The organism is Dactylosporangium maewongense (assembly GCF_039531485.1).
GTDB lineage: Bacteria > Actinomycetota > Actinomycetes > Mycobacteriales > Micromonosporaceae > Dactylosporangium > Dactylosporangium maewongense.
Window position 1 is genome coordinate 14,510 of the sequence record NZ_BAAAQD010000038.1, and the last position, 13,778, is coordinate 28,287.

Annotated in this window: 11 protein-coding genes; 6 read left to right on the forward strand and 5 right to left on the reverse strand. The window is 70.6% G+C overall.

What is annotated here, in order from left to right:
• Nucleotides 1-1,212 precede the first annotated feature (1,212 nt).
• From ABD332_RS52495 to ABD332_RS52505, 3 genes are all read right to left on the reverse strand, one after another.
• On the reverse strand, nucleotides 1,213-3,423 hold the full coding sequence (locus ABD332_RS52495) for an outer membrane protein assembly factor BamB family protein (protein ID WP_344513358.1): 2,211 nt from the start codon (nucleotides 3,421-3,423) through the stop codon (nucleotides 1,213-1,215).
• Nucleotides 3,424-3,439: 16 nt separating this feature from the next.
• On the reverse strand, nucleotides 3,440-4,789 hold the full coding sequence (locus ABD332_RS52500; protein ID WP_344513360.1) for an alkaline phosphatase family protein: 1,350 nt from the start codon (nucleotides 4,787-4,789) through the stop codon (nucleotides 3,440-3,442).
• A 194-nt stretch (nucleotides 4,790-4,983) separates the two neighbouring features.
• Nucleotides 4,984-6,003, reverse strand: coding sequence for an Lrp/AsnC family transcriptional regulator (locus ABD332_RS52505; protein ID WP_344513362.1), 1,020 nt, complete (start codon nucleotides 6,001-6,003; stop codon nucleotides 4,984-4,986).
• A 133-nt stretch (nucleotides 6,004-6,136) separates the two neighbouring features.
• Between ABD332_RS52505 and ABD332_RS52510 the strand changes: the two genes are divergently transcribed.
• Genes ABD332_RS52510 through ABD332_RS52535 form a run of 6 tightly spaced genes read left to right on the forward strand, consistent with a single transcriptional unit; the run spans nucleotide 6,137 to nucleotide 13,073 of the window.
• The gene (locus ABD332_RS52510; RefSeq protein WP_344513364.1) at nucleotides 6,137-6,355 is read left to right on the forward strand and encodes a hypothetical protein; all 219 of its coding nucleotides are present in this window, start codon (nucleotides 6,137-6,139) and stop codon (nucleotides 6,353-6,355) included.
• A gap of 28 nt (nucleotides 6,356-6,383) precedes the next feature.
• Entirely contained in the window at nucleotides 6,384-7,760 is a 1,377-nt protein-coding gene (locus tag ABD332_RS52515) for an ABC transporter substrate-binding protein (RefSeq protein WP_344513366.1), read from the forward strand.
• Nucleotides 7,757-8,713 (forward strand): carbohydrate ABC transporter permease, encoded by a 957-nt coding sequence (locus tag ABD332_RS52520; RefSeq protein WP_344513368.1) that lies wholly within the window; start codon nucleotides 7,757-7,759, stop codon nucleotides 8,711-8,713. Before ABD332_RS52515 ends, ABD332_RS52520 begins: the two co-directional genes overlap by 4 nt.
• Nucleotides 8,710-9,570 carry a carbohydrate ABC transporter permease gene (locus tag ABD332_RS52525; RefSeq protein WP_344513370.1) on the forward strand — a complete coding sequence of 287 codons (861 nt, stop codon included), beginning with the start codon at nucleotides 8,710-8,712 and terminating at the stop codon, nucleotides 9,568-9,570. The genes ABD332_RS52520 and ABD332_RS52525 overlap by 4 nt, the downstream gene beginning before the upstream one ends.
• A 56-nt stretch (nucleotides 9,571-9,626) precedes the next feature.
• On the forward strand, nucleotides 9,627-10,928 hold the full coding sequence (locus ABD332_RS52530; RefSeq protein ID WP_344513372.1) for a Gfo/Idh/MocA family protein: 1,302 nt from the start codon (nucleotides 9,627-9,629) through the stop codon (nucleotides 10,926-10,928).
• A 3-nt stretch (nucleotides 10,929-10,931) separates the two neighbouring features.
• A complete protein-coding gene (locus tag ABD332_RS52535) occupies nucleotides 10,932-13,073 on the forward strand; it encodes an alpha-N-acetylglucosaminidase (RefSeq protein WP_344513373.1) in 2,142 nt (713 codons plus the stop codon).
• 108 nt (nucleotides 13,074-13,181) lie between these two features.
• Here the strand turns inward: ABD332_RS52535 and ABD332_RS52540 are convergent, their stop codons facing one another.
• Nucleotides 13,182-13,601 carry an MFS transporter gene (locus ABD332_RS52540; protein ID WP_344513374.1) on the reverse strand — a complete coding sequence of 140 codons (420 nt, stop codon included), beginning with the start codon at nucleotides 13,599-13,601 and terminating at the stop codon, nucleotides 13,182-13,184.
• Nucleotides 13,602-13,607: 6 nt separating this feature from the next.
• Nucleotides 13,608-13,733, reverse strand: coding sequence for a hypothetical protein (locus tag ABD332_RS52545; RefSeq protein WP_344513375.1), 126 nt, complete (start codon nucleotides 13,731-13,733; stop codon nucleotides 13,608-13,610).
• Nucleotides 13,734-13,778 lie beyond the last annotated feature (45 nt).

The window sequence follows — 13,778 nt, forward strand, 5'->3', positions numbered from 1 at the left end:
CGGCCGGGGTGCCGGCGGCGACAGCGGCGTCTGCGAGCGCGTCGCGGATGTCGGCGAGGCGGTTGTCACGCCGGCGGCGCCTGGTAGTAGCCCGGCGCCGTGCGGGTGAACATCGCCGTCTGCCCGGAGGCCCCCTGGAGCACGACCTCGCTGCCTTCGTCGTCAGCGTGCACCCATTGCGCGGTGGCCGGGTTGGCCAGCAGGCTCCAGCCCGGCGGCACACCGGTCCAGGTCGGCGTGAGCCCCGCTGGACACCACCCATTCGGAGGTCGTGCCCGGGTCGGTGATGGGGTCGAACCCCCCAACCTTCCGATTACAAGTCGGTGGACTACGCGTTACTCGAGACCATCGACTTCGTGTGGGCAGACACGCATGAGGCAGTCGCAACAATCGCGGTGCTCGCCATGAAGCCGACTCGACCGTCCAGGTAACCCTGAGTGCTCGCGGTGAAGCGCCCGAGCGGCGGAGCACTACCTCCGGTTCAGGGGACTCGAACCCCTGAAACCTCGATGCGAACAAAGCCAGTCGGTGGAGATCCGCCCCCCGCTGCAGGTGTCACGCCAGTTCAGCGGCATCCCGCAGCGGCGTCTGACATCGGCGAACCGCACCCGACAGGGGGCGTCCCCGGCAGAACCGTCAACCAGCCGGACACGCCGTGCGACACCCATCTCAAGCGCCTTCTCAGGGACTCGACGTCCGGGGAAGCCCAGCCACTGGGCCTCCCCGGAGCAATCCTTCATCGGTGGATGTATTCCTACTCCCACCAGACATCGAAACCGCCGGGAAGCCGTTCTTTCAAGCACGCCGAATGGGTGTACATCTCCTGCTTGGGGCGCAGGTCCGACAGTCTGGCCAGTCGCACTCGCATCGCATTTTCATCTTCTTCAAGAGGGATGATTTTATAACAGAAGAACCGTCCCGGCTAAGGCACTGCTCGGGCCTGGCGGCCCTCCCAGCGCGGGCCTTCACCCCCGGCCTGAAGGCCGGAGCACTGGCCCGCATTCCGGTAGCACCGCGCGCCGTCCGTCCACCGGGCGGCCTGCACGATGCTGTCGCCCGCGAACACCCAGGTCACCGGGGCGTCCCCGGCCAGCAGGTCCCTGATCGCCACATCGTCCATCGCACGTCCTCGCCAGCGGTTGTCCCGGCTCCAGGTACCTGACGGAGCGAGCGGCTCCCCGCGCCTGGATGCGGGGAGCCACTCGGGTCGTTTCAGTCCACGGCGACGCCGTACAACTGGCCGTCCTGGTCACCGACGAGCAGCGTTCCGTCGACCACCACCGGCGGGCTGTAGCAGTACGCCGTGGTGGTCAGTTGCAGGCGGGCCCGGATCGCCCCGTTGGCCACGTCGACGCCGACCAGCAGTCCCGTCGTGCCGGGCACCCAGGCGACGCCGTTGTGCACCGCCGCGCCGGTGTTGACCGGGCGGGCGACCAGGTCCGCGGTCCACCGCGCCTGGCCGGTGGACGGGTCCACCCGGGCGGCGGTGCGCGCCCCGTCGTCGAACATCAGCAGGTCACCGCCGGCGAGTTGCGCCTTCGGGGCATAGATGAACGAGCCGGCCCGCGACCAGCGCTGTTCGCCGGTGGCGGGGTCCAGCGCGAACGCGTTGGCCACTGTGGACACCAGGACCAGGCCGTTGGGCAGGACCATCAGGGTGTCTGCCCAGGGGCCGTAGATGAGGCGGCTGTAGGCGGTGGTGCGGGTGTTGGTGGAGGACTCCCACAGCACCGCACCGGTGCGGGCGTCGTGCGCGTACGCGTAGCCGAGGCCGCCACCCGCGTACACCCGGGTGCCGTCGCTCGCCGCGCGCCCCGTGAACATGCCCTGTCCGGACACGGTCCACACCGGGGCGCCTGTCGCCGCGTCGATGGCGTGCCGTGCCTCGCCCGCGCCGAAGATCACCACGTCGCGGCCGCCGATCGTGGTCACGAGCGGACTGCCGAGCACCGGGGCTCCCGCGTCGTACATGAACCGCGTTCTGCCGCTGGCCGGGTCGAGCGCGTACAAGTGGTGATCATCCGACGGCAGGTAGACGGTTCGGCCGTCGGGTGCGAACGCCGGCCGGCCGTGCACTGGCCCGATCCGGGTCTGCCAGCGGCGCCCCAGCTTGGCACGGCTGGGCCGCGCCCCGATCACGGTGCCGTCGACCGTCGCGGCGACCAGCAGGCCGTCGCCGGCCGCCAGCCCGGCCTGCACCGGGGCGCCAAGCTGTTCGCGCCAGCGCAGCCTCCGGTCGGCGTCGGGCAGGGTGAAGGTGCGGTTCTGCTCGTACCAGGCGCCCTCCGGGTTGGTGACCCGGACCGTCATCCGGTGCTCGCCGGGTGGTAGCGCGGCGATGTCCAGGGTGCCGGCATAGCCGCGGCCGGAGGCGTCCCCGGGCAGGTCACGCCACTGGCCGGCGTCCTTCAGCCCGTACGTGTGCTGGGGAAACAGCTGTGCCTGCACGCTGGCCGCGCGGGCATGAGGGTTGAGGCGCACCGACACCGCCAGCGCGGCACCGGACTGGGCGAGCCGCACCGACTGCGGTCGCTCCTCGACCGCCGTGCGGGGGCCGGCGAGCGGGATCTCCAGCACCGGCCGCGACACCGGGGCGCCGTCGGTGCCTCGCTGCACGGCGGTCACCGTCAGCATCGGGCCCGCCGTGCTGACCACCCGCTCCACCCAGTAGTAGATCGGCGTACCACGGGTGTCGTCGACGGCCAGCTGGGTCAGGCCGTTGAACCGCTGCACCTCCTCGGTGTGGATGTGCCCGGCGAAGATCGCCCGCACGTTGTAGCGGTCCAGCAGCTCCAGCAGTCGTTCCTGGTCGCTGACGTAGTAGTTGTCGCCGCCGAACGGGAAGTGGCAGAGCAGAATGATCGGCACACCCGGCCGCACCCGGTCCAGGTCCCGGGTGAGCCAGCTGATGCCCGACTCGCCGAACCCGCCCGGTTCCTGCAGCAGGTGGCTGGGGTCCAGGGCGACGAAGTGCATTCCGGCGAAGTCGAAGGAGTAGCGGCGGGGTCCGAAGAGCGCGCCGTAGCGCTCGCCGGCGGTACTGTCCCACCGCCAGTCGTGGTTGCCCGGCACGTACCGGATTCGCGGCCGCAGGGCGACCGGGACGGTCGACAGGTACGTGTCGTACTCCTCCGCCGAACCGTGCTCGACGATGTCCCCGACGTGGCAGACGAGCTGGGGGTCCGCTGCGGCGATCTGCTGGTACACCCAGCCCACCCACTCGGTGCGCTCAGGCAGGGAGACGTCGATCTGGGTGTCGCCGAGGAGCGCGAAACCCGACGGTGCCGGCGGTGCCGCGGTGCCCGGCGAGCCGCTCGCGATGACGCCGGTGGCCGCTCCGACGAGCGCACCGGCACCGAGGGTGAGCAGGCGGCGCCGATCCACCGGGAACTGTACGTGCGGGAAGGCCGGCTGGGACGTCACGGCGTGGTCCTTCCGCTCACTTGACACGGATCGACTCTGTCAGGACGCGCCCCTGGCTGCCGGACGGCGGTTCGATACCGAGCAGGGCCGCCATCGTCGGGGCGAGGTCGACGTGCCGGGGCGACTGGGGCGGCGTGTTCGGCCGCACGCCGGCGCCGGCGAGCACCAGTGGCACGGAGAGCGTCTCGGTCAGGCCGTGCACTCCGCGCGGCCCGGCCGGTGTCGCGCCCAGCGACCATCCGGACTCCGGCTCGATGACCAGCTCGCCGAACTTGGGGCTCATGTGCATGGCGCGCTGCGCGTCCTTGCCGTACACCGCGCGCACGTGCGGGAGGGTGAGGAGCGCGGCCTTGATCCGCTCGGCGGCGGCCGGGTCGTTGGCGGCGTCCCCGACCAGGTGGAGGCTGCCGACGCCACCGATGACGATCACCGCATCCGTGTCAGCGGCCGGCGACTGGCCGGCGTTGAGGATCTGTGCCTTGTAGCCCGCGCCGGCGATGGCGGCGAGCATCGCGGTGTCGGTGCCCTGGGTGAACGTGGACATGCCGTGGTCACCGGTGATGACGAACGTCGTACGACCGTAGATGTCGGCGTCCTTGACGGCATCCACCAGCCGGCCGATCTGCGCGTCGATCTGCCGCAGGGCGTCCGGGATGCCGGGGGCGATGTCGCCGTCGGCGTGCCCGAGCGCGTCGAGCACGTCGCAGTAGACCGCGATCAGGTCGGGAATCTTCGGTGCGGTGACCAGCTTTCCGCCGCTGCTCACCGGCTTGCCGCCGAGCACCGCGACGGCGTCGTCGACCCGACGGGGGCAGTCCCCGCCCGGCTGGGTGTAAATGCCGTCGGGGTCGCCGAACGCCGTGCCGTAGTTCTGGACGACGAACCACTGCGAGGACAGCACCGTGCCGCCCTGCGCACGGATCGCCTGCGCGATGGTCGGCACGGCCAGGTCCCGCTGCTGGCCGACGGCCACCCCCGTCGCGGGGTTGTACCAGTAGGCCGTGTTCTGGTGCGCCTCCGGCCAGGCGCCGGTCGCGATGGACGACCACGACGGGTTGGTGATGGAGGGCATCACGCCGGTGGAGGTGGTGAGGGTGCCCCGGGTCAGCAGGTGCTGGAGGTTCGGCATCGGGACTTTGTCGAGGTATTCGACGTCGAAGCCGTCCAACGCGAGCAGCACGATGTGGTCGGACGGCGCCGGTCGGTGGGCTCCGGCCGCCGGGCCGGCGGCGAAGGCCGGCGACGGGCTGAGGCTGCCGGCGAGCGCAAGGCAGAGGCTGGACGCGAGCAGGCCGACGGCACGCGACCGGGCTCGAACTCTATGTAGGGCGGCGGTCGCAAACAGTGGTTTGGTCCGGTGGATCATGATGCCCTCTCCTCGGTGACGAGACTGTCGAGAATTGCCAGGAGTCTCGACACGGGCGATGCAGACTGTCAACGATTGGCAATGCAGCGCAAGAATCCCACGACCGAGAGCGCTCTCATGCTGGTTATCGGCCATCCCGCGGACACTCCGCCCCCCGTCACGCGCGTGATGCCACCGGCTCCATTCCTGACGGCCTAGAGGTCCGCATCCGCCGGATCGCGCCCGAGCGCACCGTCGATCGAGATCGGCGGCAGGACCTTCCCCGCCCGCTTGACGGAACGCAGTGCGATCGCCACGTCGGCGTGCTGGAGGCCGGGCAGCTGACCGATGGTGGCGGACAGGAAGTCGTACAGCGCCCGGTCGCTCTCCAGCGCGACCTCGCCGCAGAGGTTCCGGTCGCCGGTGGTCGCGGCGATCATGAGCACGGCGGGATGGGCGGCGAGCAGTGCACCCGCCTGGCCGAGTTGCGTCGGGTTGACGTTGAGTGAGATGAACGCGTTCACCGGAAGCCCGACAACGCTGGGCTCGACGACGGTCCGCATTCGCAGCAGGCCGGCCGCCATCATCGCCTCGGTGCGCCGCCGGACGGTGGCCGGCGTCGCGCCGCACCGATCGGCCAGCGGCTGCCAACCCAGGCGGCCGTCCACCGCGAGGCTGGCGATGATCATCTCGTCGAGCGGGCTCAGCCGCGGCGGAGCGTCGACGGGCGCCTGCTCGTCCCACCGGTCGATCCGTTGCGACCGCAGCCGGTCGACCACGTCCGCCGGCAGGAGGCTCGGGTTCCAGTTGTGCGGCGTGGAGAACCTGCGGATCACCTGGTTGCTCCAGACGGCGAGGACGCCGTCGAGGCCGGGCAACTGCTCGAACATCACCTGGAGCAGGTGCTCGTTGGAGGCATAGGACACCTCGGCCACGCAGTCGACGCTGCCGGTGACCAGCTTGACCGACCCGCTCTCCTGCCACCGGGCCAGATGATCGGCCGACCGGTTGGCGGCGTCCGGGCGGCAGCGCAGCCGGACGAAGAGCGATCGTGCCCGGCGGGTCGTCTCGTTGTCCATGACCCCGATGACCCGCACCGCGCCGCTGCGCAGCAGCCGGGGAACCCGCCGGGAGACGGTCGCCTCGGAGGTGAAGACCGCCTCGCTGATCTGCGCGTGAGTGGCGCGGGGATGGGCGAGCAGCGCGCCGATGACCCGCCGGTCGAGTTCGTCCAAGGATCCGCTGTTCCCATCAGACAGGTGGCGTTGCATGCTGGATTCTTGCACTTCAGCCCTCGTTGTTGACAGTCTTCCTCGTAGATTCGCAGACTGTCGCTCACGATCCCGCTATATGGAGGGAGGCGGAACGATGGGCCGGGTCCGTGACGACGTCCCGAGTGCCGCACCCGGCGGGCCGGCCGAGGCGCAGGTCCCGCCGGTGCCCTCCGGCGCCGGGATCCGGGCTGGTGCCCCGCTGTGCGACGCCGGCCTCGTGGACGTGGCCGCCACCATCAGCCCCCTGCTCGGCGCGCAGCCGCCGTCGACCTCGGTCGGCAACGTCATGCGCGGCGTCATCGAGCGGCACTGAGTACGAACAGATCGAGGAGATATCGAACATGGCCCACGCGATCAGGCGCTGGACCGTGGCGGCAGCTGCCGCTACGGCCGCGCTCACCTTACTCGCCGCCTGCGGCGGGTCCGCTGATCCAGAGTCGAAGAAGGCCGACGAGATCACCTTCTGGACGCCGCAGACGACCCCGGACCGGGTCGCGGCGCAGGAGGCGATCGCGGCCAAGTTCAAGGAGAAGACCGGCATCGCCGTGAAGGTCGTCCCGCTGAGCGAGGCCGACCAGCGGCAGGCGCTGGTGACGGGCGCGGCGTCCGGGAAGGTACCCGACGTCATGCTGCACAGCGCCGCGACGACGGCCAACTGGCGGTCGCAGGGGCTGCTGGACACGAAGGCCGCCAAGCAGGTCGTCGACGACCTCGGTGCCGGCACGTTCAACAAGAACGCCCTGCAGTCGTTCAGCCAGGACGGCGAGCTCGGCGCGGTGCCGAGCGACGGCTGGGTGCACCTGCTGGTCTACCGCAAGGATCTGTTCCAGGCCGCCGGGGTCGCGGCGCCCACCAATCTCGAGGAACTGGCGAAGGCCGCCACCGAGATGAAGAAGACCGGGGTGACCGGCATCGCCCTCGGCACGCAGTCCAGCACCCCCTCGGGCACCGAGGCCGTCTACTCGATCTGGCAGAGCGCCGGGTGTGAACTCGTGAAGGACGGCAAGGTCGCGATCGACTCGCCGGAGTGCACCCGGGCGGCCGAACTGTTCAAGGTGCTGCGCGACTCGAGCGTGCAGGGAGACTTCGACGTGACCAGCGCGCGAGCGGCCTACCTCGCCGGGAAGTCCTCGATGCTGCTCTTCTCCACCCACATCCTCGACGAGCTGGCCGGCCTGGACAAGGCGAACCCGGCGACCTGCCCGCAGTGCAAGGACGACCCGGCGTTCCTCGCGAAGAACTCCGGCTTCATCACTGTGCTGGACCGCGACCACCCGGCGCAGTACGGCGCGACGCTCGGCTACGGCATCCCGCGGGGTGCCCACACCAACGAGGCGAAGTCGTTCATCAAGTACGTGCTGGACGAGGGCTACAAGGACACGCTCGCCTCGGCGACCGAGGGGCGGATCCCGCTGCGCAACGGGACGTCGAGCGAGCCGAACGCCTACATCGAGGCGTGGGCCAAGCTCGGCATCGGGCCCGAGCGGAAGAGCTCCGTCACCGAGCTGTACGGCCCGGAGATGGTCACCGCGATCCGTGACGGCATCAACGCCGTGCACCTGTGGGGCATGGGGACGAAAGACTCGGCCCTCGCGGGCGCGGTCACCTCGCAGGGGGCGCTCGCGGAATTCCTCGACCGTCTCTACAACGGCACGCCGCCCGCGCAGGTGACCAAGGACATGGCCGAGCGGGTCAAGAAGATCCAAGCGGAACTGTGAGTACTCCGACGACCCGGGTCTCCCGCTGGGAACGGCTCAGCCGTGCCCAGCGGGAGAACCTCAACGGCCAGTTACTCACCGGCCCGTCGCTGGTGCTGATCACCCTGGTCATCCTGATCCCGTTCGTCCTGTCCGTGGTCTTCTCGTTCTCCGACATACGGCTGATCGACATCCCGCGGTTGTCGCCATCCTCCGTCGAGTGGACCCTCGACAACTACCGGGACGCCATGGGGTCGGACGCGTTCTGGGGCGCGCTGTGGACCACCATCGCCTACTCGGCGCTGACCACGATCGGGGCCGTCGGCGTCGGCCTCGCCCTCGCCTTTGCCCTGCGCCGCCCCTTCCGGGGTCGGGGCCTGGTCCGGGTACTGCTGCTGATCCCGTACGTGCTGCCGGTCATCGCTTCGGCGATGATCTGGCGGACGATGCTCAACCCGCAGTACGGCATCGTCAACGCGTTCGGTCAGGAGTACCTCGGCTGGGACACTCCGATCGGCTTTCTCAGCACCACCTCGATGGACCTGGCGGGCCTGCCGGTGCCGGTGTCCCTGCTGGTCGTCGTCTGCTTCGAGGTCTGGAAGTCGTTCCCGCTCGCCTTCCTCTTCGTCACCGCCCGCCTGCAGAGCGTTCCCGGTGCGATCGAGGAGGCGGGGGCGCTGGACGGCGCGTCCGGCTGGCAGAGCCTGCGCCACATCGTCCTTCCGCAACTGCGGGGAGTGGTCCTGCTCCTGGTACTGCTGCGGTTCATCTGGTCGTTCCAGAGCTTCAACGACATCTACCTGCTGACCGGGGGCGCGGGGGGCACTCAGGTCATGGCGATCAAGGTCTACACCCAGCTGATCAACCGGGCCGACATCGGTGGCGCCGCCGCCTACGGAATGTTGATGTCGGTGATCCTCTGCGTGCTGCTCGCCGGATACGTGCTGCTCTCCAGGCGGAAGGAGACGATGTGAGTTCACCGATGCGCTCCTCCCGCCCGGTCGCCGCCCTGCGGTGGGCGTTCATCATCGTCGCGCTCATGTGCAGCGTCGGGCCGGTGCTCTACGGCGTGCTGCTCTCACTGCGCCCGTACTCCGCCGTGCTGCTGGACCCGCTCGACGTCGTGCCCGGGCTGTCCGAGATCGACCTGTCCAGCTACACCACAGCCATGAAGGACCCGTCGGCGGGAGGCTTCGGGCTCGGCCGGTTCGTGATCAACTCGTTGCTGGTCGCCGTCGCCGCCGTCGTACTGTCGATCATCGGGTGCGTCTTCGGGGCGTACGCGGTGGCGCGCCTGCGGTACCGGGGGCGCCGGTTCACGAGCGCGATCATCCTCGCCGTGTACCTGTTCCCAGGCATCGTGATCGCGGTGCCGGAGTTCGTCATCCTGAGCCGGATGGGCCTGACCGGATCGCTGTACGGACTGCTCATCATCTACGTCGCCGCCACGATCCCGGTCGCGCTGTACATGATGCGCAACTACTTCCTCGCCCTGCCGGAGAGCGTCGAGGAGGCGGCCCTGCTCGACGGGTGCTCGTTGCCGACGATGCTGCGCAAGGTCGTCCTGCCGATCGCGCTGCCCGGTGTCATGGCGACCGCCATCTACGTCTTCATGATCGCGTGGAACGAGTACTTCTACGCGTTGCTCTTCCTGGTCCAGGACCGTTCGCTGTGGACGGCACCGCTCGGTCTCGCCCAGCTCACCGACCAACAGGTGCCGGTGACCGTGCTCCTGGCCGGTTCCATCGCGGTGACCGCACCGGTCATCGCCATCTTCTTCCTCGCTCAGCGCTACATCGTCGCCGGCCTGACCTCGGGAGCGGACCGATGAACCCAGAAAGGTTGATGATCGACGTGACGGCCCCCGTGTCATCGGGAACAGGTCCAGTGCGACTCCTCGTGCTCGGTGCGGGAGGTCGCGGCGCGCACGCGTACGCCCAGTGGTGCCTGGAGCACCCGGACGAGGGCCGGGTCGTCGCGGTCGCCGACCCCGACGCGGAGCGCCGCGACCGCGTGGGCGACGCCCATGCCGTTCCGGCCACCCAGCGGTACACCGACTGGCGCCAGGCGCTGGCGACACCCGGCCCATGGGACGCGGTCATCGTCGCGACCCCGGACCGCGATCACGTCGATCCCACCCTGCGGGCCCTCGAACTGGGCTACCACGTCCTGCTCGAGAAGCCCATCGCGCCGACGCCCGAGGAGTTGCGGAGACTGACGGCCGCCGCCGACGGCAGCCCCGGCACGGTCACCGTCGCCCACGTGCTCCGCTACACCCCGTTCTTCCGCACCCTGCGCCGCCTGCTCGACGAAGGCCGGATCGGCGAACTCCAGGGCATCTCCCACGTCGAGAACATCGCCTACTGGCACTTCGCGCACAGCTACGTCCGCGGCAACTGGCACCGCGCGGACAGGTCGAGCCCGATGCTGCTAGCCAAGGCGTGCCACGACATCGACATCCTCCGGTGGCTGGTCGGGGCGCCGATCACCGCGGTCGCCTCGTTCGGCGAACGCCGTCACTTCCGGGTCGAACGCGCGCCGAAGGGGTCGACGGAGCGCTGCGTCGACGGCTGCGCCGTCGCCGACACCTGCCCGTACAACGCCGAACGCCTCTACGTCGAGCAACTCGCCGGCATCAACGGCCCGCCGGTCACCGTCATCACGAACGACACGAGTCCGGCAGGCCGCCAGCGTGCCCTGCGACTGACCGACTACGGACGGTGCGTCTACCGGATGGACAACGACGTCGTCGACCACCAGACGACCGCACTGCGGTTCGGTAACGGCGTCACCGCGTCGCTGGTGGTCTCCGCGTTCACCGCCGAGAACACCCGGACGCTCGTCATGATGGGCAGCCACGGGCAGATCAGCGCCGACATGCGCTCCGGGCGGATCACGGTCACGCCCTTCCTGGAGGCGCCACCCCACGTGGACGGGCAACGACCCGACTCGACGCTGGAGGTCGGTGCCGGATCGCCCGGCATCGTCGACGAGGTCATCGAGGCCTTCACCGGACACGGCGGCGGGGACGCCGGGCTGATGAGCGACTTCACCGGACGGGTCCGGGGACGGCTCGCCGGTGCGGACGTCGGGGCGGCCCCGACCTCGCTGGAGGAGAGCATGGAGAGCCACTTCGTCGCCTTCGCCGCCGAGCGGTCCCGGCTGAACCGCACCCTCGAGGAGGTGTGAGCGTTGGATACGGTTCGAGCCCTTGCGGCCCGCGTGGCCGGCGGCGACGTGCGGGTCGAGACGATTCCGGCGGGCGCTGACGCCGCCGCCGGCGAGTACGAGTGCCGTGACGGCGTACTGACCCTGCGCGGCTCGGACCCCGTCGCCGCGGCGTCCGCGTTCGCCCAGTACCTGAAGGCGGTCACCGGCCGCCAGGTGACCTGGGACCAGCCGAGGCTCCAGCCGCCGCTGGAGTCATGGCCCGCGGCCCCGCGGACCCGGCTGGCGAGCCCGTTCCCGATCCGCTACTACCTCAACGCGGTGACCTACGGCTACTCCTCGGCGTTCTGGGACTGGGACCGCTGGGAGCGGGAGATCGACTGGATGGCGCTGCACGGTGTCACCCACCCGCTCATGCAGGTGGGGCACGAGGCGGTGCTGGCGGAGATGTTCCGGCGGGCCGGGCTCGACCAGGCCCGGATCGACGAGTGGATCGGCAGCGCGGCGCACTTCCCGTGGACGTGGATGGGCAACACCAACTCGTTCGGCGGGCCGCTGCCGTCGACCTGGGTCAGCCGGCACGTCGAGCTGGCGCAGCGGATCCTCGAACGGCAGCGCTCGCTGGGCATGACGCCGGTCCTGCCGATGTTCGGCGGACATGTACCGCCGGAACTGGCCGGCCCGTCGGACGGCGAGCTCGAGTGGCAGGGCTGGCGCACCCGGATCCTCGGCCCCGGCAGCGAGCGGTACCGCTCGCTGGCCGCGCAGTTCATGAGCGTCCAACGGGAGCTGTTCGGCACCGACCACCACTACGCCGTCGATCCGTACATCGAGTCGGTGCCGCCGTCCGGTGACCCCGACTACCTGGAGTCCGCGGGCCGGGCCGTCTACCGGGCGATGGCCGACAACGACCCGGCGGCGACCTGGGTGCTCGCCGGCTGGCCGTTCCACTACCACCGCGACTTCTGGCGCCCGGAGCGGGTCCGCGCGTACCTCGCCGGCGTGCCGGAGGAGCGGCTCGTCCTGCTCGACCTGTGGGGTGAGCACGCACCCATGTGGCGCCGAGACGGCATGTTCGAGCGGCGTTGGGTGTGGTGCGCGGTGCACAACTTCGGCGGTCGCTTCGCGCTCTTCGGCGACCTGCGTGGCCTGCGCCGCGATGTCGAGGAACTGCGGCGCACCCGGCCGGCCCGGCTCACCGGGATCGGCCTCGCGCCGGAGGCGATCGAGAACAACACCGTCTTCTACGAGCTGGCCACCGACCTCGCCTGGGGCACCGCGGAGGTCGACGAGTGGCTGGACTCGTTCGCGCGGCAGCGCTACGTTTCCGGGCACGACGATGTCGTCGAGGCCTGGCGGCTGCTGGCGGACACGCTCTACGGGCCGGGCCGCACCCGGTCGATCCCGTCGCCGGTCATCGCCCGGCCGTGGTCGACCGGAACGCCCTTCGCCGCGCAGCGTCTGGCCGGGGAGTTCGTCCCGCGGGAAGCGGAGCCGCAGCGGCAGTCGGCGAACATCGACGCCGAGAACGACCCGATGGTGCTCGGCGCCCTGCCGCGGATCGCCGCCGCCACGCGGCTGCTCCTGCGGCGGGCGGCGGACGCGGGGGCTCGGGAACCGCTGGAGCGGGACGTCGCCGATCTGGTCGGTCATGTGGTGGCGCAGGGGTGCCGGGTGCACATCCGCGGCATGATGGCGGCCTTCGCGAAGGGCGACCGGGGCGGGATCCTCGAGCACCTGGCCCGGTTCCGGGTGGACCTGCTCGACCTCGACGAACTCGCCGGCACCCGCTCGGACTCGCGCGTCGGCCGGTGGATCGCCGACGCCCGCGCGTGGGGCGGGTCGCCGGCCGAGGCCGACGTCATGGAGCGGGACGCTCGAAGCCTCGTCTCCGTCTGGGGGCACCAGACGAGCGGGCTGCACGACTACTCCGGACGCCACTGGGCCGGGCTGATCCGGGACTACTACCTGCCTCGGTGGGAGTTGTGGGCGACCTGGTTGGCGCGGGCGGCGACGGCGGGGGAATCGCCGGACGTCGACGACCTGCGGGCCCGCGTCGTCGCGCACGAGGAGGCCTGGCGCAGGGCGGTCGGGGGCTATTCCGCCGTACCGGAGGGGGACACCCTCGATGTGGCGGCCCGGATCCTCGACCGGCTCGGTTACTGACCCGCGACGGTGCTCGAGGGAGCACATCGTGGCTGTGCACGGCGTGTCGCGCGGCCACGATGTGTCTCCCCGGCAGCGTCAGGAACGGGCTCGGCCGGGCGGCCGGCGTCACCGCGCGGCGAGCGCCGGCTCGGGTGCCGCGTGCATCCGCCGGTCGACGATCAGCACCAGCGCCGCGGCGGCCACCGCGGCCGTCGCCAGTACGAGCCAGAACGGCACGTCGCCGCCGACCAGGAACACCGCGATCGGCGGGCCGATGGTGTTGCCGACCTGGAACACCGCCCACGCCGCGCCGGACGAGCGGCCGAGCGTGCCCTTCGGTGCGATCCGCTCGACGATGGTGTAGAACGCCGGGCTGTACGCGCACTCGCCCAGCGCGAACGTGACCATCATGACCACCAGGAGCGCGACCCGGGGGCCGCCGGTGAGCGCTCCGGCGGTGTAGCCCACCAGCCAGGCCACCGCCCGCACCTTCCCCATGGCGATCAGGGCCCGCGTCTTGTGCGCCCGCTCCACCCAGCGCGACACCGGCAACTACCCGATCAGGACCACGGCCGTGGCGACGGCGTAGAGACGTCCGACCAGCGCGGTCGAGCCGGCCAGTTCGGTGCGGAGCATCAGCGGTACGCCGCTCTCCACCTGGGCCAAGGCCGCGGCCATGCGGTTCGCGGACGTGTTTCCGGCAGGGCCACGTGCCCGCCGGGT

Coding starts and splice junctions, on each gene's coding strand:
- ABD332_RS52510 (WP_344513364.1), top strand. CDS start 6,137: ATGGGCCGGGTCCGTGACGACGTCCCGAGTGCCGCACCCGGCGGGCCG.
- ABD332_RS52515 (WP_344513366.1), top strand. CDS start 6,384: ATGGCCCACGCGATCAGGCGCTGGACCGTGGCGGCAGCTGCCGCTACG.
- ABD332_RS52500 (WP_344513360.1), bottom strand. CDS start 4,789: ATGATCCACCGGACCAAACCACTGTTTGCGACCGCCGCCCTACATAGA.
- ABD332_RS52545 (WP_344513375.1), bottom strand. CDS start 13,733: ATGGCCGCGGCCTTGGCCCAGGTGGAGAGCGGCGTACCGCTGATGCTC.